We start from the raw sequence: 26,270 nt of genomic DNA, 5'->3' as shown, positions 1-26,270 counted from the left end.
GCCGTTCCGGTGATGTCGCGGCGGATGCCGACGGGCGCGGCGGGGTCCGTCCGGCACCGGATTTCTGTAGGAACTCGACAGGGAGTGCCACACGCCCCTGTGGGTGCCCGATTCCTCCTCGGGGGCCTCGGACCGATAGTTTGCGAGGGTAGGGGTCGTCGGCACGCACTGTGACGTGCACCACGACATCGACAAGATCGGCAAGATCGACAAAAGATCGACAAGAGAAGGTGGTCCCTTGAGCCGCTCGGTTCTCGTCACCGGAGGCAACCGCGGCATCGGCCTCGCCATCGCCCGCGCCTTCGCCGACGCTGGCGACAAGGTCGCCATCACCTACCGGTCCGGTGAGCCGCCGGCCGGCTTCCTCGCGGTCAAGTGCGACATCACCGAGCCGGAGCAGGTGGAGCAGGCGTACAAGGAGATCGAGGAGAAGCACGGCGCGGTGGAGGTCCTGGTGGCCAACGCCGGGGTCACCCGCGACCAGCTGCTGATGCGGATGACCGAGGAGGACTTCGCCACCGTCCTCGAGACCAACCTCACCGGCACGTTCCGCGTGGTCAAGCGGGCCAATCGGGGGATGCTGCGAGCCCGTAAGGGACGCGTGGTGCTGATCTCGTCGGTCGTCGGACTGATGGGTTCGGCCGGTCAGGTGAACTACGCCGCGTCCAAGGCGGGCCTGGTCGGTTTCGCCCGCTCCCTCGCCCGTGAGCTGGGCTCGCGCAACATCACCGTCAACGTGGTCGCGCCCGGTTTCGTCGACACGGACATGACGCGCGCGCTCAGCGACGAGCAGCGCGAGAACATCGTGAAGCAGGTACCGCTCGCGCGTTACGCGCAGCCCGAGGAGATCGCCGCCTCGGTCCGCTTCCTGGCCTCGGACGAGGCCGCGTACATCACTGGAGCCGTCATCCCTGTCGACGGCGGATTGGGCATGGGTCACTGAACGTCATGAGTGGAATTCTCGCCGGTAAGCGCATCCTGGTCACGGGCGTCATCACCGAGTCGTCCATCGCCTTCCACGCCGCCAAGCTCGCCCAGGAGGAGGGCGCCGAGGTCATCCTCACCGGCTTCGGCCGGGTCTCCCTCGTCGAGCGGATCGCCAAGCGGCTGCCCAAGCCCGCCCCGGTGATCGAGCTGGACGTGCAGAACCAGGAGCAGCTGGACGGCCTGGCCGACAAGGTGCGCGAGCACCTGGGCGAGGGTGTCGACCTCGACGGCGTGGTGCACTCCATCGCCTTCGGCCCGCAGGGCGCGTTCAACTTCCTCGAGGGCAGCTGGGAGGACGTCGGCACCGCCGTGCACGTCTCCGCCTACTCCCTCAAGGCGCTCACCATGGCGTGCCTGCCGGTGATGCCGCGCGGCGGCTCGATCGTCGGGCTGACCTTCGACGCCCAGTTCGCCTGGCCGAAGTACGACTGGATGGGTGTGGCCAAGGCCGCGCTGGAGTCCACCAACCGCTACCTCGCCCGCGACCTCGGCGAGAAGAACGTGCGCTGCAACCTGGTCTCCGCCGGGCCCATCAAGTCCATGGCCGCGAAGTCCATCCCCGGCTTCGAGGATCTGGCGGACGTGTGGAACCACCGGGCCCCGATCGGCTGGGACCTGACCGACCCGGAGCCGGCCGGCCGCGGCGTCGTCGCCCTGCTGTCCGACTGGTTCCCGCGCACTACGGGCGAGATCGTGCACGTCGACGGCGGTGTGCACATGATGGGCGCCTGAGCCCACGGCACGCTCCGCGCGACGGCCGCCGTCCCACCCGCGAACCGCGGGTCCGGGGCGGCGGCCGTTCCGCGTCCGCGTTCACCCGTACGGGGGAGGAGAACGCGCGTACGGGTGGTGGGAGCGCGCACTGTGGAGGTGTTCGAAGGCGAACTCACGAACCGACTCACCGAAGCGACAGCGGCGCGGCAGCACGGCCGAGGAGGTCCCGCATGCGTACGACCGTTCGTGTGCGTACGACCCGGCGTGTGCGTATGACCCGCCGTGTGCGTACGACCCGCCGTGTGCGGACGACCCGTCGTGTCGCGGCCGGGCTGCTGCTCGTCGCCATGGTGGGGCTGGTCATCGCCGCCTCCAGCTCCGCCGCGCAGGAGCGGCCCCGGCGGCGCGAGGCCGCGTGCAGCACCTCGGTGCGCGGCTCGCACGCCACCGCCAGCTGCTTCAACCCCAACCCCCGCTCCGACCGGGTGCAACTGCACGTCGAATGCGCCCGCTGGTGGGACCCGGACATGGACGCCCGCCCGGTGGAGGTCGGCCCGGCTCAGTACGTGCGGCTCGCCGAGCGCTGCTGGAAGGAGATACGGAAGGCGTGGGTGAGCCACCGGTGAGTGCGTTCAGGGATTGACGCGTCCACGCTCAGCGGCCGCGGAAGCGGCAGCCGAACGGATGGATGCTGGCCTCGGCCGCCGCCCGCTCGCCGTCCCCCTCCCGGATCGCCGCCACCAGCCGGCCGTGGTCCACATGCGTCTCCGGGCCCATCCCGCCGTGGATGTCCGCGCGCAGGAAGTCCCGTACGACCGCGCCCAGATCCGCGTACAGCTCGGCCAGCACATCGTTGTGCGAGGCGGCCACGACCGCCATGTGCAAGGTGGCGTCCGCCTCGACGAAGGCGCCCGGGTCGCCCGCCTCCCAGGCCCGCTCGCGCCGGTCCAGCTGTGCGTCCAGCTGCTTGAGGTCCTGTTCGGTACGGCGCTCCGCGGCCAGCTGGGCCGCCTTGGTCTCCAGGGCGCTGCGCAGCTCGGCCACATGACGGGGGTCGGCGCCGGCGAATCGGCGGTGCATCACCCCGGCCAGTTCGCTGGTCGCCAGCACATAGGTGCCCGAGCCCTGGCGGATGTCCAGCAGCCCGTTGTGCGCGAGGGCGCGCACGGCCTCGCGCACGGTGTTGCGCGCGACCCCCAGCTGCTCGACCAGCTCGGGCTCGGTGGGAATCCGCGAGCCCACCGGCCACTCGCCCGAGGTGATCTGGGCGCGCAGCTGGGCGATCACCTGGTCGGCGAGGGCGGAACGCCGGGGCGAGGTCAGCGGCATGACTCTCCTGTGCGTGGTGCGGTGGTGGCCGTTTGGGTGAACGGGCCCTTCCATCATGCCGTCCGGCCGTCACCGGGCGATCGCGCACCACTGGGGCGGCATGACCGTCACGACCGGCATGACCGGCGTTTGGACGGCATTCATCCCATGATTCTATGATGGTCGGCATGCACACGCCCCCGTCTGACGACCTCGCGACGCTTGACACCGCCGCCTCCGCGCCCCGCCCGGCGCAACCCGGAAAACCGCACCGCGCGGCCTCGCCGTGGCGCGGCCGCGTCATGGCGGCAGGACTCCTCCTGGCCGCACTCAATCTGCGCCCGGCCGTCACCAGCCTCGGTCCGCTGCTGGAGGAGGTCCGCGACGACCTCGGGATGAGCGGCACCGTCGCCGGAGTGCTCACCTCCGTGCCCGCGGCCTGTTTCGCGCTCTTCGGGTTCGCCGCACCCCGACTGGCCCGGCGCCGGGGTCCGGGAGCCGTCGTCTGCGCCGGGCTCGCCGCCATCACCGCCGGTCTGGCGCTGCGCCCCCTCGCCGGCGGGACGGTGGCCTTCCTGGCCGCCAGCGCGCTCGCCCTGGCCGGGATCGCGGTGAGCAACGTCCTGATGCCGGTGATCGTCAAGCGCTGGTTCCCGGACCGGGTCGGCGCGATGACCGGGCTGTACTCGATGGGACTGTCGCTGGGCACGGCCGCCGCCGCGGCGGCCACCGTGCCGATGACCGACGCGCTGGGCGGCTCCTGGCGGGCCGGGCTCGCGGTGTGGGCGCTGCTCGCCGCCGTGGCGCTGGTGCCCTGGCTGTTCCTCGCCCGCGACCGTGCGAGCGGACCGGAGGCGGATGGCCCGCAGGCGGATGGCCCGGCGGCGGGCGGGTCGGGTGGTTCCGTGGTGCGGGGTTCCGCGGCGGGCGGTTCCCGCGCGGACGCACCGGCCGGAGCGGGGACTCCCACCCCTGCCGGCGGGACATCCGCCTCCGCCGATGGGACATCCGCCTCCGCCGGCGGGTCCGCGATCCGCATCACCCGCAGCCCCATCGCCTGGGCGATGGCCGTCTTCTTCGGCTTCCAGGCCACCGCCGCGTACGTCTCCATGGGCTGGATGCCGCAGATCTTCCGGGACGCGGGGGTTTCCGCCTCCACCTCCGGTCTGCTGCTGGCCGTGATGATGGCGATGGGCGTGCCGCTCGCCTTCGTCCTGCCCCGGATCGCCGCCCGGCTGCGGCACCAGGGCGTGCTGGTCGCCATCCTCGGCGCCTTCTCCCTCATCGGCTACGGCGGACTGTGGCTGGCCCCGGCCGAGGGCGCCTGGGCGTGGGCCGTGCTGCTCGGCGTCGCCAACTGCGCCTTCCCGCTCGCCCTCACCATGATCAGCATGCGGGCGAAGACCCACGCGGGCGTGGTCCGGCTGTCTGCCTTCGCGCAGAGCACCGGCTATCTGCTGTCCATCCCGGGCCCGCTGCTGGTCGGCGTGCTCTACCAGCACAGCGGCGGCTGGGGGCAGCCCATCGCGCTGATGGCCGCGTTCATGGTGCCGCAGATCATCGCGGGCGTACTGGCCGGACGTCCCCGCACCCTGGAGGACGAGGCCTGATCGGCGTCGCACACGGGGAGTGGGACACTGGTGCCATGCCAGTGCTCGATGAGAACCCCCCGAACGGCCAGAAGAAGCTCCTCACCATCTTCGGCGTAATGCTGGGCATCACCGTGATCATCGCCGTGATCGCCACCATCGCCTCGCCCTGACCCGGCCGGCCCGGCCGGCCCGGCGCCCTGACCTGGTGCGGTGGATCGGATGGTGGGGCAGGCCCCACCATCCCCTAGGGGGTCAGGCTCAGGGGTAACTGGGTGGCTCACCGGATGGGGGCGGCCCCGCCCGCTCCGTACTGTCGAACCATCACCACGTTCGGCGACCCCGGAGGCGATCCCATGTCCGCCCGCACCCGTACCCGGCCCGTACACCCGGCGGACAGCGGCGTGGACGTCCGGCTGCCGTGGTGGGCCCTCGCGCTCCCGGTCCTGGCCTTCGTGGCGCTGCTGCTCCTGCTCACCGGACCCACCGACGCCCACGCCGCGAGCGGCGGCTCCGGGCCGGTCTCGCAGACCGTGGAGCTGCTGCACCGGGCCTTCGGACGCGCGGCACTGTGACCGCCGCAGGCCGCCCACCAGCCAGGTCCGCCGTATGGCGGGTGCGCGCACGTTTGACAAGGTCGTTCCAACACCCTGCGCCTCATGCACTGATTCATGCGAAGCTGGGACGCATGAGCGTCGATGTGCCCCGCAGGATTGTCCTCCTTCGACACGCCAAGGCCGACTGGCCCCAGGTGGCCGACCATGAGCGCCCGCTCGCGGAGCGCGGCCGTAAGGACGCCCCGATCGCCGGGCGCCGGATCGCGGAGGCCGGTCTCACCCCCGAACTCACCCTCTGCTCCACCGCACTGCGCACCCGTGAGACCTGGAAGCTGGTGGTCCACGAGCTGCCGCGGCGCCCGAAGACCGTCTACGAGGAGCGGCTGTACGACGCTCCGGTCGGCCAGCTCATCGAGGTGCTCAACGAGACCTCGGACGACATCACCGACCTGCTGGTCGTCGGCCACAACCCCGGGATGCACGGCCTCGCCGACGCGCTGGCGGGCGAGGCCGAGGAGGGCGCCCGGGAGCGGATGACCCGCAGCGCCTTCCCCACCTCCGCGTTCGCGGTGGTGACCTTCAGTGGTTCGTGGAAGTCGGTCGAGCTCGGCTGCGGGCGCCTCGCCGGTTTCTGGGCGCCCCACGAGTGATCTCACCGGTCCCACCAGGTCGCCACCACGTCGCCACCGCATCGGCCCCCGGCTCCGCCGTCGTACGGAGGAGCCGGGGGCCGATGCGCGTTCCGCCGGGCCGGGACGCGGGACGCGGGTTCCGGACCCGTCAGTCCTCGTGCGCGTCCGCGGCCTCGACCTCGTCGCGGGTCACGCCCAGCAGATACAGCACCGTGTCGAGGAACGGCACGTTCACGGCGGTGTGCGCGGCCTCCCGCACCACCGGCTTGGCGTTGAAGGCGACCCCGAGCCCGGCCGCGTTCAGCATGTCCAGGTCGTTCGCCCCGTCGCCGATCGCGACGGTCTGCACCAGCGGCACCCCCGCCTCGGCCGCGAAGCGCCGCAGCAGCCGGGCCTTGCCCGCCCGGTCGACCACCTCGCCGATCACCCGGCCGGTCAGCTTGCCGTCCACGATCTCCAGGGTGTTGGCGGAGGCGAAGTCCAGCCCCAGCCGCTCCTTGAGATCGTCGGTGACCTGCGTGAAGCCACCGGAGACCACACCCACCTGATAGCCGAGCCGCTTCAGGGTGCGGATCAGCGTACGGGCGCCGGGGGTGAGCCGGACCTCGGCGCGTACCTTCTCCACCACGGACTCGTCGATCCCCGCCAGCAGCGCGACCCGCGCGTGCAGCGACTGCTCGAAGTCCAGCTCACCGCGCATCGCCCGCGCCGTGACCTCGGCGACCTCGTCCTGGCACCCGGCATGGGCGGCGAAGAGCTCGATCACCTCGTCCTGGATCAGGGTGGAGTCCACATCCATGACCACCAGCCGCTGCGCCCGGCGCTGCAACCCCGACGCCACCACGGCCACATCGACACCGATATCGGCGGCCTCGGTGGCCAGCGCGGTGCGCAGCGGTTCCGTCTCGGCGCCGGACACCTCGAACTCCACGGCCGTCACCGGATACTTCGCCAGCCGGAAGATCCGGTCGATATTGCCGCCGGTGCCGGTGATACGGGAGGCGATGGCGGCCGTCGACTCGGCGGTCAGCGGATTCCCCAGCACGGTGACGTGCGACCGGCCCGTGCCCCGCGGCCGGTTGTCGCCCCGGCCGGAGATGATCTCGGCCTGGAGCCGCATCGACTCCGCCCAGCTGTGCACGGTGGCCCGCAGATCGCCCTCCACCCCGTCTGCTGTGGGGGCTGTGACCAGGACGCACAGCACGATGCGGCCCCGGGTGACGACCTGCTCTATGTCGACTATGTCCACGCCGTAGGCGGCGAGGGTGTCGCAGAGCCCGGCGGTGATACCGGGGCGGTCCTTGCCGAAAATCTTGACAAGGAGGGTGGGGACATCGTCATCCGGGACGGCGGTGACAGGGAGATTCCGCGATGCGCTCATGGTCTTACCACCGTATCCGGCTGTCCGCGCGGGGTGCGCGGCAGCCCGCACCGTGGACAGCCACCCGAAGCGGAACGTTCATGTCCAGGTCGCCGTGGCGTCATCCCTCGCATGATCGGCGGTGCCGTTCCCCACGCCCCCGGTGCCAGCCCCTCCCGTGCCCCGTCTCCCATCCCCACGTCTCACCGCACGGCGGCCACCCACACCGCGCCCGCCCGGCAGCGAGCGGCCGGGTGCCGCGGCGAAGCCGACGGACACCGTGGCGTCGACGAGCGCGGACCAGCGCGGATGCCGTCGATCGTGACCGTATCGTTGTCCACCCGGATCAGCCCGGCGAGCAGGAGCGGGAAAGGAGGCGGCCACGAGGCCCGCGCGCGGTGTACGGAACCGCCGACCGCCGGCACCGTCGCCGCGGCGGTCATCGGGCCGAGCGCGTCCGCCCCGTCCGCATCGATCAGGTTGCCCGGATAAACAGCGATCCGGGCTGTCTGTCAGCGCTTACCACTTTCCGAGGGCCTTTCGGATGAGTCAACACCGCCCGAGATGTGGTCTTGTCAAAACCCGACTTTCAGTTAAGGGACTGAGCCTGAAATAGTTCCCCACGATGTTCGCCATCCCTAGACTCCCTGTGACAGGGGGTAGCTCGGGGGACAACTAGTGGGGCGTGGAGTGCCGGAACTCGTACTGGAATTGAACGGACAGACCTGGACACTTGACCCGTCGAGGTCGTACAGCCTGGGGCGTGACCCGCAGGGCGACATGGTGCTGGACGACGCCAGGGTCTCCTGGCGACATGCCACGGTGCGCTGGGGCGGGAGCAGTTGGATCATTGAGGATCAGGGATCCACGAACGGCACCTATGCGCAAGGCCGGAGAATCCAACAGATGGAAATCGGCCCTGGTTCGGCCGTCCATCTCGGCAACGCCACCGACGGTCCCCGGCTCAGCGTCTCCGGCAACGGTGCCGCTTCGATGGGCGCCACGGGCGGGTACGGCCAGCAGGCGGCGATGGGTATGCCTCAGCAGGCTCAGCAGCCCCCCGCCCACCAGCCGCAGCAGCAGGCCGGTTCCGGCTGGCCCCAGCAGGGCGCACCGCAGCCCCACCAAGGCTGGCCGCAGCAGCACCAGCCGCAGCAGCAGCCCCAGGCCCCGCACCAGCAGCAGCCGTTCATCCCACAGCAGCAGGCCCCCCAGCAGCCACAGGCCCAGGCCCAGGCCCCGCAGCACAACCCCGCGCAGAAGGTCCCCGGCGCCGGCCCCTCCGGCGGCCCGGCCGGTGCCGCGCCCGCCCAGGGCGACCGCAGCCCGACCACCTTCCACCAGCTGGCCGCCGGCCGGGTGATGCGCATCGGCCGTGCGCTGGAGAACGACCTGGTCGTCTCCGATCTGCAGGTCTCCCGCCACCACGCCGAGTTCCGGGCGCTGCCCGACGGCCGCTTCGAGATACGCGACCTCGGCAGCCACAACGGCACCTATGTCAACGGTCAGCCGGTCCGGCAGCAGATCATCGGCCCCTCCGACACCGTCGGTGTCGGTCACTCCACCTTCCGGCTCGTCGGCGACCGCCTCGAGGAGTTCGTCGACACCGGTGAGGTCTCCTTCTCGGCCCGCCATCTGACGGTGACCGTCGACGGCGGCAAGCAGATCCTCAAGGACGTCTCCTTCGGCGTCCCGGAGAAGTCCCTCGTCGCGGTCATCGGCCCGTCCGGCTCCGGTAAGTCCACGCTGCTGAAGGCGCTCACCGGATACCGCCCGGCCAACCAGGGCGATGTCCTCTACGACAACCGGAACCTCTACAAGCAGTTCGCCGAGCTGCGCCAGCGCATCGGTCTGGTGCCCCAGGACGACATCCTGCACAAGGAGCTGTCCGTCCAGAAGGCCCTCCGGTACGCCGCCAAGCTCCGCTTCCCCGGTGACACCGCCGCGGCCGAGCGCGAGGCCCGGATCGACGAGGTCCTGCGCGAGCTCAAGCTCGACATCCACCGGGAGAAGAAGGTCACCGCCCTCTCCGGCGGTCAGCGCAAGCGGGTCTCCGTCGCGCTGGAGCTGCTCACCAAGCCGTCGCTGATCTTCCTGGACGAGCCGACCTCCGGTCTCGACCCGGGCATGGACCGCGATGTCATGCAGCTGCTGCGCGGGCTCGCCGACGACGGCCGCACCGTGCTGGTGGTCACCCACTCGGTCGCCGAGCTGGCGCTGTGCGACAAGCTCCTGGTGATGGCGCCGGGCGGCTCGGTCGCCTACTTCGGCCCGCCGGACGAGGCGCTCAACTTCTTCGGCTACGACAGCTGGGCGGATGTCTTCTCGGCGTTCGAGAACTACCGCGACTACGACTGGGCGGGCCGCTGGCGCGGTTCGCAGCACTACCAGATGTACGCGGCGGACCTGGACTCCGTCGCCCCGCAGTCCGTCCATGTCCAGGCCCCGCCGACCCGGATGCAGAAGCCGCAGAGCTGGGGATCCCAGTTGTGGACGCTGATCCGCCGCTATCTGTCGGTGATCGGCTCGGACAAGGGCTTCATGGGACTGATGGCGATCCTGCCCGCCGTACTGGGCGCGGTGAGCGTCGTCATCCCGGCGAAGTTCGGCCTCCAGATGGCCCCGAAGGGCTCGTTCAACCAGGCTGCCGGGACCATTCTGCTGATCCTCGTGGTCGGCATGTGCTTCACCGGTGCGGCCAACTCCGTACGAGAACTGATCAAGGAACGGGTGATCTACGAACGGGAACGGGCGGTCGGCCTGTCCCGCTCCGCGTATCTGATGTCCAAGGTGATCGTGCTCGGCGTGATCACCGCGGTCCAGGGCATCATCATCTGCGCCATCGGTCTCTCGACGCGCAAGCTGCCCGAAGAGGGCCTGCTGATGCCCCCGGCCGCCGAGCTCTGCCTGGCCGTCATCGCGATCGGCTTCACCTCGATGATGTTCGGCCTGGTGATCTCGTCCCTGGTGAAGACCGCCGAGAAGACCATGCCGCTGCTGGTCATGTTCGCGATCGTCCAGGTTGTCTTCACCGGTGTGCTGTTCAAGATCTTCGGTTCGCCGGGCGTGGAGCAGTTCGCGTGGCTGATGCCGTCCCGCTGGGCGGTCGGCGCGGCCGGCGCCACGCTGGACCTGGGTCCGGGCTCCGGCCACATGATGGCGCCGTGGGACAGCAAGAAGCCCCTGGACACCGATCCGCTGTGGGAGCACACCACGACGCAGTGGGGCATCGACATGGTGGCGCTGCTCGTCCTGGGCATCGCCTGCGGCTTCGCGGTCGCACGGCTGCTGCGCCGCCATGAGCCGGAGGTCATGCGCAAGTAGCCGCGGCCGTCACCACCGTCCTGACGTCACCGAAAAGAGCGACGGCACCCCTCGCACACAGGGGGTGCCGTCGCCCTTCGGCGTGTGAACGCCGGGTCCGGGACGGGCCGTTGGATTTAGTACGGGCCGTTCACGTTGTCCATCGAGCCGTACCGCGCGGCGGCGTAGTTGCACGCGGCGGTGATGTTCGCGACCGGGTCGTAGGGGTCCCAGGAGGTGCCCTCGACGTGGTACTGCTTGAACGTCGGGGCTATTACCTGGAGCAGGCCCTTGGAGGGCACGCCGTTCTGGGCGTTGATGTCCCAGAGGTTGATGGCGCGCGGGTTACCGCCGGACTCCCGGATGATGTTGCGGTGGATGCCCTCGTAGGTCCCCGGAATGCCCTTTTCCTTCATGATGTCGAGGGATTCGCGGATCCAGCCGTCGAGGTTGTCCGGGTAGTTCTTGGTGTCCTTGGCAGCGGCGACCGTCTCGACACGCGTGGTGGAGCGGCTCGCGGCCTGCTTGACTGCCCGCTCCTTGGCGGCCTTGGCCTCGGCGGCCTTCTTCTTGGCGGCGGCCTCTTCCGCGGCCTTCTTCTTCGCAGCCTCTTCCGCGGCCTTCTTCTTGGCGGCGGCCTCTTCCTTGGCCTGCTTCTCGGCGGCGGCCGACTGCTTCACCAGGACCTCGTGGTGCGCCTGGCTGTCGGCCTTCTGGGAGGTGAGGGCAACCGGCTTGTTCGGCAGGTCCTGGGCCGTCGTCTGGGCACCGGTGTCACCGCCGGGGACGACCGCGAAGGCTATGGCGGCCGCACCGGCGGCCGCGATACCGGCGGCGGAGTACTTGTGCGTTTTGGTCAGACGGTGGTAGCCGGGGATGTTGGGCAGGGGCATGGCGGAGTAGACCTCTTCCAATCGCTTTGAGTCGCAGGCCAAATCGGCGCGCAGAGCGCCGTTCATCGATCTACGGCGCCGTGCGACTGGGGGAAATTCTTAGCTGCCGCAAAAAGCTGTCGCAAAGCAGTGACATACGATGCTGCTTAGTGGATAAGTAGGCCGCTCATGCCCATGCGAACGGCCGTCATCCCCGCTCAGTCGCCTATGAAACGTCCACTAAGCACGTTCGTAAGTGCTTTAGGTCCTGTGTCCGGGCTCACATCGCGGAGCCTCTCATATTGCGCGGTGTGCCCACGCAAATGCACAGGGTGTTTGTATTTTCCACTCCTGTAACAGCCCCTTCGGGCGCCTTGAGTGCGCCGTTCGACCTAGGGCTCGGGTCTTATCAGGTGGCCGCCGACCGGCCGATATGGCCCCCGGATGGCGGTCGGTACGGTAATGCTCATGACGAAAGGACGGGGTGGCGGAACCGAGGCCGGGCTGCGCCGGGTGAGCGGTGCGCTGCTTGCCATGAGCAGACATCTGGAAGTCCGTGATGTCCTAAAGACCATCGTTGTGTCCGCCCGTGAGCTGCTCGATGCGGAGTATGCCGCTCTGGGGGTGCCGGATGATCACGGAGGTTTCGCCCAGTTCGTAGTAGATGGGGTGAGCGAGGAGCAGTGGAAGGCCATCGGGCCGCTGCCCCGGCAGCACGGCATTCTCGCCGCCATGCTCAAGGACGCCACTCCGCAGCGACTCGCCGATGTACGACTTGATCCGCGTTTCGGTGGATGGCCATCAGCTCATCCCGATATGTCTGATTTTCTGGGTCTTCCTATTGCCGACGGCGATGAAGTCCTCGGCGCGGTGTTCCTCGCCAACAAGCGATGCCCCAAGCCCCAGGGCGGCTGCGGTTTCACCGCCGAGGACGAGGAGCTGCTCGCCATCCTGGCCCAGCACGCCGCCATCGCCCTGACCAATGCCCGGCTCTACGAGCGCAGCCGCGAACTCACCATCGCCGGGGAGCGGGCCAGGCTCGCCCACGAGCTGCACGACGCGGTCTCCCAGAAGCTCTTCTCGCTGCGGCTGACCGCCCAGGCCGCCACCGCCCTCGTGGACCGCGACCCGGTCCGCGCCAAGGACGAGCTCCGGCAGGTCGCGCAGCTCGCCGCCGAGGCCGCCGACGAGCTGCGCTCCGCCGTCGTGGAACTGCGCCCCGCCGCCCTCGACGAGGACGGCCTCGTGGCGACCCTGAGAACGCAGGTGCGGGTCCTCGACCGGGCCCACTCCGCCCGTGTCACCTTCGCCTGCCACGGCGTACGGGCGCTGCCCGCCGCCCAGGAGGAGGCGCTGCTGCGGGTGGCCCAGGAGGCGCTGCACAACGCGCTGCGCCACGCCGACGCACAACAGGTCGACGTCACCCTCGCCCGGTACGGCCAGGGCGCCCGGCTCCGCGTCGCCGACGACGGCAGGGGGTTCGACCCCTCGGCCGTACGGCGCGCCGGGCGCCACCTCGGGCTGGTGTCGATGCGGGACCGGGCCGGTGGCGTCGGTGGCCGCCTGACCGTGGAGTCGGCGCCCGGTAAGGGCACCGTGATCGAGATGGAGGTGCCCGGTGGCTGACCCGGGGCGGATTCGGGTACTGCTCGTCGACGACCACCAGGTGGTGCGGCGCGGACTGCGCACCTTCCTCGAGGTCCAGGACGACATCGAGGTGGTCGGCGAGGCGTCGGACGGCGAGGAGGGCATCGCCCGCGCCGAGGAGCTGCGCCCCGACGTGGTCCTCATGGACGTGAAGATGCCCGGCCTCGACGGCATCGGGGCGCTGCGCACCCTGCGGGACCTCGACAACCCCGCCCGGGTGCTGGTCGTGACCAGCTTCACCGAGAAGCGCACCGTGGTCCCCGCCCTGCGCGCGGGCGCCGCGGGCTACGTCTACAAGGACGTGGACCCCGAGGCGCTGGCCCGCGCCATCCGGTCCGTCCACTCCGGGCATGTGCTGCTCCAGCCCGACGTGGCCCTCGCGCTGCTCTCCCAGGAGGAGAACGGCGGCGGCCAGGGGCGCGGCGGCTCACTCACCGAGCGGGAGCGCGAGGTGCTCGCCCTGATCGCGGACGGCCGGTCCAATCGGGAGATCGCCCGTGCCCTGGTGCTATCCGAAAAGACCGTTAAAACCCATGTGTCCAATATCCTGATGAAATTGGATCTCGCCGACCGCACCCAGGCCGCGCTGTGGGCCGTAAGGCATGGGATCGGAGCCTGAACAGCGTTTCTCCGTGCAATCACACCAACGTGTAGCCGTCACTCGAACAGCGCAACTCGTCGCGAGCGGGGCCGTTCTTCACGGCGTACTGCGGCGGACCGTCGCAGCGACACGCTTATGGATGAAGGGTCTTGAGAAGTGAAGAACATCAAGAGGTTCGCTGCCATCACCATCGCGGCCGGCGGACTCGCCGTGGCCGGTGCCGGTGCCGCCTCCGCCCAGGGCCCCCAGGCCGACGGTGGGGCCACGACGTCCCCGGGTGCCGTGTCCGGTAACAACATTCAGGTGCCCGTCCACGTGCCCGCCGGGGTCTGCAGCAACACCATTACCGCGATCGGGGCCATGAACTTCGCCTACCCCGGCGTCTGCCGCTGACGATTCCCTGTCCGGGCGGACACACCCGACGCACCACCGGCCGGCCCCGGAGGCACCCGCCTCCGGGGCCGGTCCCATGACACTCCGGCGAAGGCACCCCCGGGACGCCGGCGCCCCGCCCCGGGAGACAGCCCCGCTCCCGGGAGACAGCCCCGCTCCCGGGAAGACAGCCCGGGAAGCCCGCACCCCGCCCCCGGAGACAGCCCAGGAAGACACCCTGCGAGGGTCAGAGACCGCCCCGCTCCCGCTCCTCCACATACGCGTTGTACGCCGCCACCTGCGCCCGCCGCGAAGTGCGCTCCACCGGCCGCAGCGCCTCGGCCCGCGCCGCGATCTCCGACGCGCTCACCGCACCGCCGTGCTCCCGGCCGTCCCCGCCCGCCGTGTACGCGATGTCCACCAGGGCGCCCACCCGCTGCGCCAGCTCCAGAACCCGGATGGCCCGTGGCGGATAGCCCGGGGCCAGCACCTCGCGCCCCCGCTCGGCCCGCGCCCGGTACGCCTCCAGGGCCGCCTGCGCCACCGGGCCCGATCCGGCCACGTTCAGCCGCGAGAGCACCTCCGTGGCCTCCCGCAGCGCCTCGGCGAGCTCCCGCTCGGCCTCGCCCAGCGACGGCACATCGGCCGGCGGCGCCTCCCGCACGCCCTGGCACCGCCACACCACCTCGATGTGCTGATCGCCCTCGGGCCCGGCCGCCGACACCTCGGGCACCAGGCCGAGCGCGACCCCCGTGGCGATCACCGCCTCGCCCGCGTCGAGCGCCTTGGCGTTGAACTCCGGCGGACCGCTCAGCCCCAGGGGATGCCCCGCTATGGGCAGCGCCACCCGCAGCCCCTTGGCCCCGAGCGCCCGCAGCCGCCCCAGCGCCAGCGTGAGCCCCACCGGCCCGGACTCCCCCGGAAGCCCGGCCACACGGTGCGACGCGTCCTCTCCCGCGATGCGATGCGCGGCCTCATCGGGGGAGACAAGTCCGGCAAGAAGGGCATTTCCCCAAGCTGCGAGGCGCCCTGAACGTGGTTCATCGAGCATGGCACCAGCCTAAGGACTGGTACCGACAACGTGTGGCGTAGGTTTTCCCCAGGGGGCTGCGCCCACAGGCGCACGCACGACTCGAGACTGCAATGGGAGACAACGCGCTCATGAGCGAGGTTCTGGAGCTGCTGGACGTATCGGTGGTCCGCGATGGTCGGGCTCTGGTGGACGAGGTCTCCTGGTCGATCAAAGAGGGAGAGCGCTGGGTCATCCTCGGCCCCAACGGCGCGGGTAAGACCACCCTCCTCAACCTCGCGTCCAGCTATCTCTTCCCGAGCACCGGCAGCGCCCGGATCCTCGGCGAGCTGCTCGGCCACGTCGACGTCTTCGACCTGCGCCCGCGCATCGGCATGGCGGGCATCGTCATGGCCGAGAAGCTGCCGCGCAGCCAGACCGTCCTCCAGACGGTCCTCACCGCCGCCTACGGCATGACCGCGCACTGGCAGGAGAACTACGACGCGGTCGACGAGTCCCGCGCCCGCGCCTTCCTCGACCGCCTCGGCATGACCGAGTACCTCGACCGGAAGTTCGGCACCCTCTCCGAGGGCGAGCGCAAGCGCACCCTCATCGCCCGCGCCATGATGACCGACCCCGAACTGCTGCTCCTCGACGAGCCCGCGGCCGGACTCGACCTCGGCGGCCGCGAGGACCTCGTCCGCCGCCTCGGACGGCTCGCCCGCGACCCGCTCGCCCCGTCGATGATCATGGTGACACATCATGTCGAGGAAATCCCCCCCGGCTTCACCCATGTGCTGATGATCCGCCAGGGAAGGGTGCTCTCCGCCGGCCCGGTCGAGACCGAACTGACCTCCCGTAACCTCTCCCGCTGCTTCGGCCTCCCGCTGGTCGTCGAGCGCAACGGCGACCGCTGGACCGCCCAGGGCCTGCCGCTGAAGTGACCGCCCCCGGCGCCCGCCGTGCCATCGGCAGGTGATCCGCGCACTGTCCCCGAGGACCGGCGCCAACTACCATGACCGTGTGGATCCGTGGGTGTGGTGGCTGATCGCCGCCGTAGGACTGGGCATCCCGCTCGTGCTGACCGCGATGCCCGAATTCGGGATGGTCGCGGTCGGCGCCGTGGCCGGTGCCATCATCGACGCGCTCGGCGGCGGCATCGTGCTCCAGGTCGTGGTCGCCTGCGCCGTCTCCGTCGCGCTGGTCGCCGTGGTACGGCCGATGGCGGTCCGCAGCCGCCGTCAGCAGCCCGAACTGCGCAGCGGTATCGATGCGCTGAAAGGACGCCAGGCCGTCGTCCTCGAGCGCGTCGACCACAGCGGCGGCGGCCGGATCAAACTCGCCGGCGAGGTGTGGTCCGCGCGCTCCCTCGACCCCGGCCAGAGCTACGAACCGGGGCAGCAGGTCGACGTGGTGGACATCGACGGTGCGACAGCCGTCGTCATGTAGACGTCGTACCGGAAGTGTCCCAACAAGAGCTGAGGACAACCCGGTTGAGCTGCGGAGTCGGCCATGAATCTGACAGACTCCACCCTCGGGAACCGCCCAACCTGATCATCCCGACCATCCGAACCGCCGCATGAAGGGCACGGGGAGCCGCTGTGGAACCGATCATCATCGTCCTGATCATCCTCGTGGTGCTGGTGTTCATCGCACTGATCAAGACGATCCAGGTCATCCCGCAGGCCAGTGCCGCCATCGTGGAGCGCTTCGGACGCTACACACGCACCCTCAACGCGGGCCTCAACATCGTCGTCCCGTTCATCGACTCGATCCGCAACCGCGTCGACCTGCGTGAACAGGTCGTGCCCTTCCCCCCGCAGCCGGTGATCACCCAGGACAACCTGGTCGTGAACATCGACACCGTCATCTACTACCAGGTGACCGACGCCCGCGCCGCCACCTACGAAGTCGCCAGCTACATCCAGGCGATCGAGCAGCTGACCGTCACCACCCTGCGGAACATCATCGGTGGCATGGACCTCGAGCGCACCCTGACCTCCCGCGAGGAGATCAACGCGGCGCTGCGCGGCGTCCTCGACGAGGCCACCGGCAAGTGGGGCATCCGCGTCAACCGCGTCGAGCTCAAGGCCATCGAGCCGCCGACCTCCATCCAGGACTCGATGGAGAAGCAGATGCGCGCCGACCGTGACAAGCGCGCCGCGATCCTCCAGGCCGAAGGTGTCCGGCAGTCCGAGATCCTGCGTGCCGAAGGTGAGAAGCAGTCCGCGATCCTGCGGGCCGAGGGTGAGTCCAAGGCCGCCGCGCTGCGCGCCGAGGGCGAGGCCCAGGCGATCCGTACGGTCTTCGAGTCCATCCACGCCGGAGACCCGGACCAGAAGCTGCTCTCCTACCAGTACCTCCAGATGCTGCCGAAGATCGCCGAGGGCGACGCCAACAAGCTCTGGATCGTGCCCAGCGAGATCGGCGACGCCCTCAAGGGACTCGGCGGGGCCATGGGCAACTTCGGCCCGTTGACCGGCGGCGGAAACGGCGGCGGTGCCCCCGCCGCCACCGGTAAGGAGCCCGCCCCGCGCCGCGAACAGCCCACGATCGACTGACGGACGGCGGCGGGACGGGCCCCGGGACCCTCAGGCCGGCAGCGCCAGCCACTCCGGCAGGCCGTCCCGCTCCGCCGCCCCCAGCGCCAGCAGCAGCGCATCCGAAGGCGTCGGCTCGAACGGCGCCTTGAGCAGCCGCATCCCCGCCTGCTCCGGAGTCCGGTCCGCCTTACGGTGGTTGTCCTCGGCACAGGAGGCCACCGTGTTCAGCCAGGTGTCCCCGCCCCCGCGCGACCGCGGCACCACATGGTCCACGGTCGTCGCCCGGCGGCCGCAGTACGCGCACCGGTGCTGGTCCCGCACCAGCACCCCGCGCCGCGACCACGGGGCACGTCTTCGGAACGGCACCCGCACGTAACGGCACAGCCGGATCACCCGCGGCAGCGGCAGATCCACCTCCGCGGCCCGCACCCGCAGCCCCGGATGGGCGTGTTCGACGACCGCCTTCTCCTGGAGCACCAGCACCACGGCGCGCCGCAGCGTCACCGTCGCCAGCGGCTCGAAGCTCGCATTGAGAACCAGCGTCTCGCGCATCCCGACCACCCCCGCATCCCGGCGTCCGGCCCCGCCCGGACATGTGCGGGGCCGGGATCAACTCTGGCCGGGAGCCTGGCCGGGAACAACGCAATTTCGGCCGCGTCAGCCCGCGGCCGGAACCTCGTACTCCCCGATCAACTGGGCCCGCCCCAGCGTGTGGAACCGCAGATTGAAGCCGACCACCGCGGGCGAGGCATCCGCGTCCGGGCCGAGCTTCTCCGTGTCCACCGCGTAGACGGTGAACACATAGCGGTGCGGACCGTCCCCGGGCGGCGGCGCGGCACCGCCGAAGTCACGCGTGCCGTAGTCGTTGCGCGCCTGCACGGCACCAGCGGGCAGGCCCGCGAAGCCGCCGCTGCCCGCACCCGCCGGAAGCTCGGTGACCGTGGCCGGGATGTCGAACACCACCCAGTGCCAGAAACCGCTGCCCGTCGGCGCGTCCGGGTCGAAGCAGGTGACGGCGAAGCTCTTCGTACCCTCCGGGAAGCCCTCCCAGCGCAGCTGCGGGGACGTGTTCCCCTCGGCGTGCACCTGGGCGGACTTCAGCGTGCCGCCCGGCTCCACATCGTCGCTCACCACCGTGAACGACGGCACCGGCGGATGGAAGTCATGGGGAAGCGGTGGCCGGTTCTGCTCGGACACGTCGAGAACCTCCTCGAAGTCGCAGTGGATCATCTCCGCGGCCAGCCTAACGAGACCCGTACCCGGCGGGCTGGCACCATGGCGCCCATGACCGGCCCGACCCTCGCCCTCCACCTACGCCTCGACGGCGTGACGGACAAGAGCGGCTTTCTCGACCGCTGCGCCCGGGACCTGCGCTTTCCCGACTGGTACGGGCGCAACTGGGACGCCCTCGCCGACTGCCTCACCGATCTGTCCTGGCTGGCCGAGGGCGGCGAGCCCAGCGGCTGTCTGCTGGACATCCAGGGCTGGCCGGCCTTCCGCGACGCGGCCCCCGACGCCGCCGCGATCGCGGCGGACATCCTCGCCGACGCGGAGGCGTACTGGGCGGCGCAGGGGCGGCCGCTGGTGGTGCGCTACGACGACGGGCCCTGACGTACGACGCGGGGCGCACACCGCGATGCCTTCGGTGTGCGCCCCGCGCGGGAGTTCATCGCAGCGGAGGGAACCCTCAGAACCAGTTGCGCTTGCCGCCGACCTCGGCGAGCCACTGGTTCAGGTACGCGGCCCAGTCGGTGTCCTGGAAGGACGCCAGGTTCATCGTGAACGACCGGTAGGTGTCACTGCCCTCGGTGAACAGCCCCGGCTTCTTGTCCATCTCCAGCACCACGTCCATCTCGCGGTCGTCCGCCACGAAGGACAGCTCCACCTGGTTCAGACCCCGGTACTGCTCCGGCGCGTAGAACTCGATCTCCTGGTAGAAGGGCAGCCGCTGGCGCGTCCCGCGGATGTGTCCCTTCTCCAGGTCGGCGCTCTTGAACCGGAAGCCGAGGGCACCGAAGGCGTCCAGGATCGCCTGCTGGGCCGGGATCGGGTGCACATTGACCGGGTCAAGATCGCCCGAGTCCACCGCGCGCGCGATCGCCAGCTCCGTGGTCACCCCCACGTTCATCCCGGTCAGATGCCGGCCCAGGAACATGGTGATCGGAGTCTCCCACGGGATCTCCAGGCCGAACTGCACCGCGTGCACCGCACCCGGCTGCACCTCGAACGCACCGCCCAGCTGCTGCCGGGTGAACTCGATGTCCTGCTTGTACTCCTGGTCGTTGCCCTCCACCTCGACCCGTGCCTGTAGGCCGACCGAGAGCCCCTCGATCTGCTGCGCGACCGAGCCGCCCTGGATCCGGACCTCGCCCTGCACGATGCCACCCGGGACGACGTTCTCCTCGGTCAGCACCGTCTCCACCGAAGCGCCACCGGCACCCAGACTCGCGAGCAGCTTCTTGAAGCCCATGTTCTCCCTTTCAAGGACGCGACTGCGTCTTGACCTGATCGCACTCGATCACTGTTGACACGTAGGAACGCGAAACCGCACTGGACGGTTCCGCGGCTCATACCTTCCCAGCGGATCGGTGCCCTCTCCAACCACCGGTTCATATCTGTTCCACTACGCTCGGGGCGCGTGACACCAGGACCTGATCGCCAGCCGCTCGACCGTGCCTTCTTCGACCGACCCGTCCTCGAGGTCGCGCCCGACCTCCTGGGCCGCGTCCTGGTGCGACGCACCCCGGACGGCCCGATCGAACTGCGGCTGACCGAGGTCGAGGCCTACGCGGGCCCGGCGGACCCCGGCTCGCACGCCTACCGGGGGCGCACCGAGCGCAATGCCGTGATGTTCGGCCCCCCGGGTCATGCGTATGTCTACTTCACCTACGGCATGTGGCACTGCCTCAACCTGGTCTGCGGACCGGAGGGCCACGCCAGCGGGGTGCTGCTGCGCGCGGGCGAGGTACTGCACGGCCATGAGCGGGCCCATGAGCGCCGGCCGAAGGCCCGTAACGACCACGAGCTGGCCAAGGGACCGGCCCGGCTGGCCACGGCGCTGGGCGTGGACCGCCGGCTGAACGGCATCGATGCCTGCGCCGGCGCCGATGCCCCGCTGGGCATACTCACCGGCCACCCCGCCCGGCCCGACCAGGTGCTCAGCGGTCCGCGCACCGGAGTGGGCGGCGAGGGCGCAACTCACCCCTGGCGCTTCTGGATCGACGGTGACCCCTCGGTGAGCCCCTACCGGGCCCACACCCCGCGTCGCCGAAATGCGACGCGCCGTCAGGTCGGAACTTGACTCCGTTGGACCGGACGCCTAACGTAGCCCGAGCCGCTTGAGACGGGCAGCGCTGTCGGCGCGATCTGAAGATCACGTCACCGCAGCTCCGGAGCGGCCAACCACTACCGACGATTCCCGAAGAGGGTCCTATTTCGCTGCGCGAAATCAAGGCCCGGGGCTCCGATTAGGCGCCCGGCAGGAAATTGGCTAAAGTAGTGGACACGCCGGAAGGCGCGAAACACCCCGCTCCAGCAGGGGGCCGGAAACGGTATTCGGAACGGAAACGGACCGGAAATCGGATCTGGTAAGGTTGGAAACACTGAAGGGAAGCGCCCGGAGAAACCGGTGAAAGGGTTTCGAAGGAAGCGTCCGTTCCTTGAGAACTCAACAGTGTGCCAAAAGTCAACGCCAGATATGTTGATAACCCCGTCCTTCTCGGACGAGGTTCCTTTGAAAAACACAGCGAGGACGCTGTGAACGGGACTGGATTATTCCTCCGGTTCTGTTCCGCTCTCGTGCAGTGTTTGCCGGGATATCCCGGAAGCATTCACGGAGAGTTTGATCCTGGCTCAGGACGAACGCTGGCGGCGTGCTTAACACATGCAAGTCGAACGATGAACCGGTTTCGGCCGGGGATTAGTGGCGAACGGGTGAGTAACACGTGGGCAATCTGCCCTGCACTCTGGGACAAGCCCTGGAAACGGGGTCTAATACCGGATATGACCGCTGACCGCATGGTCTGGTGGTGGAAAGCTCCGGCGGTGCAGGATGAGCCCGCGGCCTATCAGCTTGTTGGTGGGGTGATGGCCTACCAAGGCGACGACGGGTAGCCGGCCTGAGAGGGCGACCGGCCACACTGGGACTGAGACACGGCCCAGACTCCTACGGGAGGCAGCAGTGGGGAATATTGCACAATGGGCGCAAGCCTGATGCAGCGACGCCGCGTGAGGGATGACGGCCTTCGGGTTGTAAACCTCTTTCAGCAGGGAAGAAGCGCAAGTGACGGTACCTGCAGAAGAAGCGCCGGCTAACTACGTGCCAGCAGCCGCGGTAATACGTAGGGCGCAAGCGTTGTCCGGAATTATTGGGCGTAAAGAGCTCGTAGGCGGCTTGTCGCGTCGGATGTGAAAGCCCGGGGCTTAACTCCGGGTCTGCATTCGATACGGGCAGGCTAGAGTTCGGTAGGGGAGATCGGAATTCCTGGTGTAGCGGTGAAATGCGCAGATATCAGGAGGAACACCGGTGGCGAAGGCGGATCTCTGGGCCGATACTGACGCTGAGGAGCGAAAGCGTGGGGAGCGAACAGGATTAGATACCCTGGTAGTCCACGCCGTAAACGTTGGGAACTAGGTGTGGGCGACATTCCACGTTGTCCGTGCCGCAGCTAACGCATTAAGTTCCCCGCCTGGGGAGTACGGCCGCAAGGCTAAAACTCAAAGGAATTGACGGGGGCCCGCACAAGCGGCGGAGCATGTGGCTTAATTCGACGCAACGCGAAGAACCTTACCAAGGCTTGACATACATCGGAAACACTCAGAGATGGGTGCCCCCTTGTGGTCGGTGTACAGGTGGTGCATGGCTGTCGTCAGCTCGTGTCGTGAGATGTTGGGTTAAGTCCCGCAACGAGCGCAACCCTTGTTCTGTGTTGCCAGCATGCCTTTCGGGGTGATGGGGACTCACAGGAGACTGCCGGGGTCAACTCGGAGGAAGGTGGGGACGACGTCAAGTCATCATGCCCCTTATGTCTTGGGCTGCACACGTGCTACAATGGCCGGTACAATGAGCTGCGAAGCCGTGAGGTGGAGCGAATCTCAAAAAGCCGGTCTCAGTTCGGATTGGGGTCTGCAACTCGACCCCATGAAGTCGGAGTCGCTAGTAATCGCAGATCAGCATTGCTGCGGTGAATACGTTCCCGGGCCTTGTACACACCGCCCGTCACGTCACGAAAGTCGGTAACACCCGAAGCCGGTGGCCCAACCCTTGTGGGGGGAGCCGTCGAAGGTGGGACTGGCGATTGGGACGAAGTCGTAACAAGGTAGCCGTACCGGAAGGTGCGGCTGGATCACCTCCTTTCTAAGGAGCGCATAGCCGACTGCGAGCGAGTGTCTCGCACGGTTGCTCATGGGTGGAACGTTGACTATTCGGCACGGCCGTTGGCCTGGTGTCTTCAGTACTGCCTCTTCGGGGGTGTGGAACGGGATGGTCGGGTGCGGTCGGGTCGGGCACGCTGTTGGGTGTCTGAGGGAATGAACCCTCGGTTGGCCGGAGTCCATGTTGGTGGTGGGCGACTGGTCGTTGCTTGAGAACTGCACAGTGGACGCGAGCATCTGTGGCCAAGTTTTTAAGGGCGCACGGTGGATGCCTTGGCACCAGGAACCGATGAAGGACGTGGGAGGCCGCGATAGGCCCCGGGGAGCTGTCAACCGAGCTGTGATCCGGGGGTGTCCGAATGGGGAAACCCGGCAGTCGTCATGGGCTGTCACCCATACCTGAACACATAGGGTATGTGGAGGGAACGCGGGGAAGTGAAACATCTCAGTACCCGCAGGAAGAGAAAACAACCGTGATTCCGGGAGTAGTGGCGAGCGAAACTGGATGAGGCTAAACCGTATGTGTGTGATACCCGGCAGGGGTTGCGCATGCGGGGTTGTGGGAGCGAGCTTCGGTCGTCTGCCGGCGGCTGGGTGAGTCAGAAACCATTGCGATAGGCGAAGGGCATGCGAAAGGCCCGGCGTAGAGGGTAAGACCCCCGTAGCTGAAATCGTGGTGGCTTGCTTGCTTGTTTCCCAAGTAGCACGGGGCCCGAGAAATCCCGTGTGAATCTGGCGGGACCACCCGCTAAGCCTAAATATTCCCTGGTGACCGATAGCGGATAGTACCGTGAGGGAATGGTGAAAAGTACCGCGGGAGCGGAGTGAAATAGTACCTGAAACCGTGTGCCTACAAGCCGTGGGAGCGTCGGACATCAGCTTGCTGGTGTCTCGTGACTGCGTGCCTTTTGAAGAATGAGCCTGCGAGTTTGCGGTGTGTTGCGAGGTTAACCCGTGTGGGGGAGCCGTAGCGAAAGCGAGTCCGAAGAGGGCGTTTGAGTAGCACGCTCAAGACCCGAAGCGGAGTGATCTAGCCATGGGCAGGTTGAAGCGGAGGTAAGACTTCGTGGAGGACCGAACCCACCAGGGTTGAAAACCTGGGGGATGACCTGTGGTTAGGGGTGAAAGGCCAATCAAACTCCGTGATAGCTGGTTCTCCCCGAAATGCATTTAGGTGCAGCGTCGTGTGTTTCTTGCCGGAGGTAGAGCACTGGATAGGCGATGGGCCCTACCGGGTTACTGACCTTAGCCAAACTCCGAATGCCGGTAAGTGAGAGCGCGGCAGTGAGACTGTGGGGGATAAGCTCCATGGTCGAGAGGGAAACAGCCCAGAGCATCGACTAAGGCCCCTAAGCGTACGCTAAGTGGGAAAGGATGTGGAGTCGCAGAGACAACCAGGAGGTTGGCTTAGAAGCAGCCATCCTTGAAAGAGTGCGTAATAGCTCACTGGTCAAGTGATTCCGCGCCGACAATGTAGCGGGGCTCAAGCGTACCGCCGAAGTCGTGTCATTGCAGCGTAAGGCCTAACGGCTGTTGTGATGGGTAGGGGAGCGTCGTGTGCCGGGTGAAGCAGCCGTGTAAGCGAGTTGTGGATGGTTCACGAGTGAGAATGCAGGCATGAGTAGCGATTCACACGTGGGAAACGTGTGCGCCGATTGACTAAGGGTTCCTGGGTCAAGCTGATCTGCCCAGGGTAAGTCGGGACCTAAGGCGAGGCCGACAGGCGTAGTCGATGGACAACCGGTTGATATTCCGGTACCCGCTTTGAAGCGCCAACGCTGAACCAGGCGATGCTAAGTCCGTGAAGCCGCCCTGGATCCTTCGGGTGAAGGGGAGTGGTGGAGCCGACGGTCCAGACCTGTAGTAGGTGAGTGATGGGGTGACGCAGGAAGGTAGTCCAGCCCGGGCGGTGGTTGTCCCGGGGTAAGGGTGTAGCCCGAGGGGTAGGTAAATCCGTCTCTCATTGTGGGTGAGACCTGATGCCGAGCCGATTGTGGTGAAGTGGATGATCCTATGCTGTCGAGAAAAGCCTCTAGCGAGTTTCATGGCGGCCCGTACCCTAAACCGACTCAGGTGGTCAGGTAGAGAATACCGAGGCGTTCGGGTGAACTATGGTTAAGGAACTCGGCAAAATGCCCCCGTAACTTCGGGAGAAGGGGGGCCATTGCTGGTGATGGGTTTTGCACTCGGAGCTGGTGGTGGCCGCAGAGACCAGCGAGAAGCGACTGTTTACTAAAAACACAGGTCCGTGCGAAGCCGTAAGGCGATGTATACGGACTGACGCCTGCCCGGTGCTGGAACGTTAAGGGGACCGGTTAGTGGGGTTTCGACTCCGCGAAGCTGAGAACTTAAGCGCCAGTAAACGGCGGTGGTAACTATAACCATCCTAAGGTAGCGAAATTCCTTGTCGGGTAAGTTCCGACCTGCACGAATGGCGTAACGACTTCTCGACTGTCTCAACCATAGGCCCGGTGAAATTGCACTACGAGTAAAGATGCTCGTTTCGCGCAGCAGGACGGAAAGACCCCGGGACCTTTACTGCAGCTTGATATTGGTGTTCGGTTCGGCTTGTGTAGGATAGGTGGGAGACTGTGAAGCCGCAACGCCAGTTGTGGTGGAGTCGTTGTTGAAATACCACTCTGGTCGTGCTGGATGTCTAACCTGGGTCCGTGATCCGGATCAGGGACAGTGTCTGGTGGGTAGTTTAACTGGGGCGGTTGCCTCCTAAAGGGTAACGGAGGCGCCCAAAGGTTCCCTCAGCCTGGTTGGCAATCAGGTGTTGAGTGTAAGTGCACAAGGGAGCTTGACTGTGAGACCGACGGGTCGAGCAGGGACGAAAGTCGGGACTAGTGATCCGGCGGTGGCTTGTGGAAGCGCCGTCGCTCAACGGATAAAAGGTACCCCGGGGATAACAGGCTGATCTTCCCCAAGAGTCCATATCGACGGGATGGTTTGGCACCTCGATGTCGGCTCGTCGCATCCTGGGGCTGGAGTCGGTCCCAAGGGTTGGGCTGTTCGCCCATTAAAGCGGTACGCGAGCTGGGTTTAGAACGTCGTGAGACAGTTCGGTCCCTATCCGCTGTGCGCGTAGGAGTCTTGAGAAGGGCTGTCCCTAGTACGAGAGGACCGGGACGGACGAACCTCTGGTGTGCCAGTTGTTCTGCCAAGGGCATGGCTGGTTGGCTACGTTCGGGAGGGATAACCGCTGAAAGCATCTAAGCGGGAAGCCTGCTTCGAGATGAGGGCTCCCACCTCCTTGAGGGGTTAAGGCTCCCAGTAGACGACTGGGTTGATAGGCCAGATATGGAAGCCGGGTGACCGGTGGAGTTGACTGGTACTAATAGGCCGAGGGCTTGTCCTCAGTTGCTCGCGTCCACTGTGTGGTTCCCGGGTTGCGAACAGT

23 protein-coding genes and 2 rRNA genes are annotated in these 26,270 nt (G+C 67.8%); 18 read left to right on the top strand and 7 right to left on the bottom strand.

Features of this window, described 5'->3' with window-relative positions; translation table 11 throughout:
* Positions 1 to 238: 238 nt before the first annotated feature.
* The 3 genes from fabG (at position 239) to N6H00_RS09940 (ending at position 2,327) form a co-directional block, all read left to right on the top strand.
* Positions 239 to 943 (top strand): 3-oxoacyl-[acyl-carrier-protein] reductase, encoded by a 705-nt coding sequence (gene fabG / locus N6H00_RS09950; protein ID WP_268971229.1) that lies wholly within the window; start codon positions 239 to 241, stop codon positions 941 to 943.
* Positions 944 to 948: 5 nt separating this feature from the next.
* Positions 949 to 1,719, top strand: a complete 771-nt coding sequence (fabI, locus tag N6H00_RS09945; RefSeq protein WP_268971228.1) for an enoyl-ACP reductase FabI — start codon at positions 949 to 951, stop codon at positions 1,717 to 1,719.
* A gap of 284 nt (positions 1,720 to 2,003) precedes the next feature.
* Positions 2,004 to 2,327 (top strand): hypothetical protein, encoded by a 324-nt coding sequence (locus tag N6H00_RS09940; RefSeq protein ID WP_268971227.1) that lies wholly within the window; start codon positions 2,004 to 2,006, stop codon positions 2,325 to 2,327.
* Positions 2,328 to 2,355: 28 nt separating this feature from the next.
* Here N6H00_RS09940 and N6H00_RS09935 read toward each other — a convergent pair whose 3' ends face one another.
* A complete protein-coding gene (locus tag N6H00_RS09935) occupies positions 2,356 to 3,030 on the bottom strand; it encodes a FadR/GntR family transcriptional regulator (RefSeq protein ID WP_268971226.1) in 675 nt (224 codons plus the stop codon).
* 167 nt (positions 3,031 to 3,197) lie between these two features.
* Here N6H00_RS09935 and N6H00_RS09930 point away from each other — a divergent pair, with 167 nt between their 5' ends.
* The 4 genes from N6H00_RS09930 to N6H00_RS09915 all read left to right on the top strand — a co-directional run bounded on the left by N6H00_RS09930 (position 3,198) and on the right by N6H00_RS09915 (position 5,805).
* Positions 3,198 to 4,619, top strand: a complete 1,422-nt coding sequence (locus N6H00_RS09930; RefSeq protein WP_268971225.1) for a CynX/NimT family MFS transporter — start codon at positions 3,198 to 3,200, stop codon at positions 4,617 to 4,619.
* Positions 4,620 to 4,654: 35 nt separating this feature from the next.
* Positions 4,655 to 4,771, top strand: coding sequence for an SGM_5486 family transporter-associated protein (locus N6H00_RS09925; RefSeq protein WP_268971224.1), 117 nt, complete (start codon positions 4,655 to 4,657; stop codon positions 4,769 to 4,771).
* 183 nt (positions 4,772 to 4,954) lie between these two features.
* The gene (locus N6H00_RS09920; protein ID WP_268971223.1) at positions 4,955 to 5,173 is read left to right on the top strand and encodes a hypothetical protein; all 219 of its coding nucleotides are present in this window, start codon (positions 4,955 to 4,957) and stop codon (positions 5,171 to 5,173) included.
* Positions 5,174 to 5,286: 113 nt separating this feature from the next.
* Complete coding sequence (locus tag N6H00_RS09915; protein ID WP_268971222.1) at positions 5,287 to 5,805, top strand: SixA phosphatase family protein; 519 nt, start codon at positions 5,287 to 5,289, stop codon at positions 5,803 to 5,805.
* Positions 5,806 to 5,935: 130 nt separating this feature from the next.
* Here N6H00_RS09915 and serB read toward each other — a convergent pair whose 3' ends face one another.
* Positions 5,936 to 7,168: a phosphoserine phosphatase SerB gene (gene serB, locus N6H00_RS09910; protein WP_268971221.1), complete on the bottom strand. Its 1,233-nt coding sequence runs from the start codon at positions 7,166 to 7,168 to the stop codon at positions 5,936 to 5,938.
* Positions 7,169 to 7,825: 657 nt separating this feature from the next.
* Here serB and N6H00_RS09905 point away from each other — a divergent pair.
* Positions 7,826 to 10,471 carry an ABC transporter ATP-binding protein/permease gene (locus N6H00_RS09905; RefSeq protein ID WP_268971220.1) on the top strand — a complete coding sequence of 882 codons (2,646 nt, stop codon included), beginning with the start codon at positions 7,826 to 7,828 and terminating at the stop codon, positions 10,469 to 10,471.
* 116 nt (positions 10,472 to 10,587) lie between these two features.
* Here N6H00_RS09905 and N6H00_RS09900 read toward each other — a convergent pair whose 3' ends face one another.
* Positions 10,588 to 11,343, bottom strand: a complete 756-nt coding sequence (locus tag N6H00_RS09900) for a transglycosylase SLT domain-containing protein (RefSeq protein ID WP_268971219.1) — start codon at positions 11,341 to 11,343, stop codon at positions 10,588 to 10,590.
* Positions 11,344 to 11,784: 441 nt separating this feature from the next.
* Between N6H00_RS09900 and N6H00_RS09895 the strand changes: the two genes are divergently transcribed.
* From N6H00_RS09895 to N6H00_RS09885, 3 genes are all read left to right on the top strand, one after another.
* Positions 11,785 to 12,948, top strand: coding sequence for a GAF domain-containing sensor histidine kinase (locus N6H00_RS09895; protein WP_432280566.1), 1,164 nt, complete (start codon positions 11,785 to 11,787; stop codon positions 12,946 to 12,948).
* A complete protein-coding gene (locus N6H00_RS09890) occupies positions 12,941 to 13,588 on the top strand; it encodes a response regulator (protein WP_268971217.1) in 648 nt (215 codons plus the stop codon). The genes N6H00_RS09895 and N6H00_RS09890 overlap by 8 nt, the downstream gene beginning before the upstream one ends.
* A 138-nt stretch (positions 13,589 to 13,726) precedes the next feature.
* Positions 13,727 to 13,963: a chaplin gene (locus tag N6H00_RS09885; RefSeq protein ID WP_311035077.1), complete on the top strand. Its 237-nt coding sequence runs from the start codon at positions 13,727 to 13,729 to the stop codon at positions 13,961 to 13,963.
* Positions 13,964 to 14,189: 226 nt separating this feature from the next.
* On the opposite strand, the gene N6H00_RS09880 is transcribed toward N6H00_RS09885, so the two are convergent.
* Positions 14,190 to 14,993 (bottom strand): hypothetical protein, encoded by an 804-nt coding sequence (locus N6H00_RS09880; protein WP_268971216.1) that lies wholly within the window; start codon positions 14,991 to 14,993, stop codon positions 14,190 to 14,192.
* Positions 14,994 to 15,103: 110 nt separating this feature from the next.
* On the opposite strand from N6H00_RS09880, the gene N6H00_RS09875 reads away from it, so the two are divergent.
* The 3 genes from N6H00_RS09875 (at position 15,104) to N6H00_RS09865 (ending at position 17,512) form a co-directional block, all read left to right on the top strand.
* Positions 15,104 to 15,895, top strand: a complete 792-nt coding sequence (locus N6H00_RS09875; RefSeq protein ID WP_268971215.1) for an ABC transporter ATP-binding protein — start codon at positions 15,104 to 15,106, stop codon at positions 15,893 to 15,895.
* Between the two features lie 79 nt (positions 15,896 to 15,974).
* On the top strand, positions 15,975 to 16,400 hold the full coding sequence (locus N6H00_RS09870) for an NfeD family protein (protein ID WP_268971214.1): 426 nt from the start codon (positions 15,975 to 15,977) through the stop codon (positions 16,398 to 16,400).
* 152 nt (positions 16,401 to 16,552) lie between these two features.
* Positions 16,553 to 17,512 (top strand): SPFH domain-containing protein, encoded by a 960-nt coding sequence (locus N6H00_RS09865; RefSeq protein ID WP_268971213.1) that lies wholly within the window; start codon positions 16,553 to 16,555, stop codon positions 17,510 to 17,512.
* Positions 17,513 to 17,542: 30 nt separating this feature from the next.
* Here the strand turns inward: N6H00_RS09865 and N6H00_RS09860 are convergent, their stop codons facing one another.
* Positions 17,543 to 18,046: an HNH endonuclease gene (locus N6H00_RS09860; protein ID WP_268971212.1), complete on the bottom strand. Its 504-nt coding sequence runs from the start codon at positions 18,044 to 18,046 to the stop codon at positions 17,543 to 17,545.
* A gap of 105 nt (positions 18,047 to 18,151) precedes the next feature.
* Positions 18,152 to 18,691, bottom strand: a complete 540-nt coding sequence (locus tag N6H00_RS09855) for a YbhB/YbcL family Raf kinase inhibitor-like protein (RefSeq protein WP_268976901.1) — start codon at positions 18,689 to 18,691, stop codon at positions 18,152 to 18,154.
* 87 nt (positions 18,692 to 18,778) lie between these two features.
* Between N6H00_RS09855 and N6H00_RS09850 the strand changes: the two genes are divergently transcribed.
* Positions 18,779 to 19,105 carry a barstar family protein gene (locus N6H00_RS09850; protein WP_268971211.1) on the top strand — a complete coding sequence of 109 codons (327 nt, stop codon included), beginning with the start codon at positions 18,779 to 18,781 and terminating at the stop codon, positions 19,103 to 19,105.
* A 76-nt stretch (positions 19,106 to 19,181) separates the two neighbouring features.
* On the opposite strand, the gene N6H00_RS09845 is transcribed toward N6H00_RS09850, so the two are convergent.
* Entirely contained in the window at positions 19,182 to 19,964 is a 783-nt protein-coding gene (locus tag N6H00_RS09845) for a sporulation protein (RefSeq protein WP_268971210.1), read from the bottom strand.
* 168 nt (positions 19,965 to 20,132) lie between these two features.
* On the opposite strand from N6H00_RS09845, the gene N6H00_RS09840 reads away from it, so the two are divergent.
* The 3 genes from N6H00_RS09840 (at position 20,133) to N6H00_RS09830 (ending at position 26,228) form a co-directional block, all read left to right on the top strand.
* A complete protein-coding gene (locus N6H00_RS09840) occupies positions 20,133 to 20,795 on the top strand; it encodes a DNA-3-methyladenine glycosylase (RefSeq protein ID WP_268971209.1) in 663 nt (220 codons plus the stop codon).
* A 528-nt stretch (positions 20,796 to 21,323) separates the two neighbouring features.
* Positions 21,324 to 22,850 (top strand): 16S ribosomal RNA (locus N6H00_RS09835).
* 258 nt (positions 22,851 to 23,108) lie between these two features.
* Positions 23,109 to 26,228 (top strand): 23S ribosomal RNA (locus N6H00_RS09830).
* Together the 16S and 23S rRNA genes form the textbook arrangement of a ribosomal RNA operon.
* Positions 26,229 to 26,270: the final 42 nt, after the last annotated feature.

Origin of the sequence: Streptomyces sp. S465 (assembly GCF_026898115.1) — a bacterium.
GTDB lineage: Bacteria > Actinomycetota > Actinomycetes > Streptomycetales > Streptomycetaceae > Streptomyces > Streptomyces luomodiensis.
This window is presented reverse-complemented; position numbering and strand designations above follow the sequence as displayed.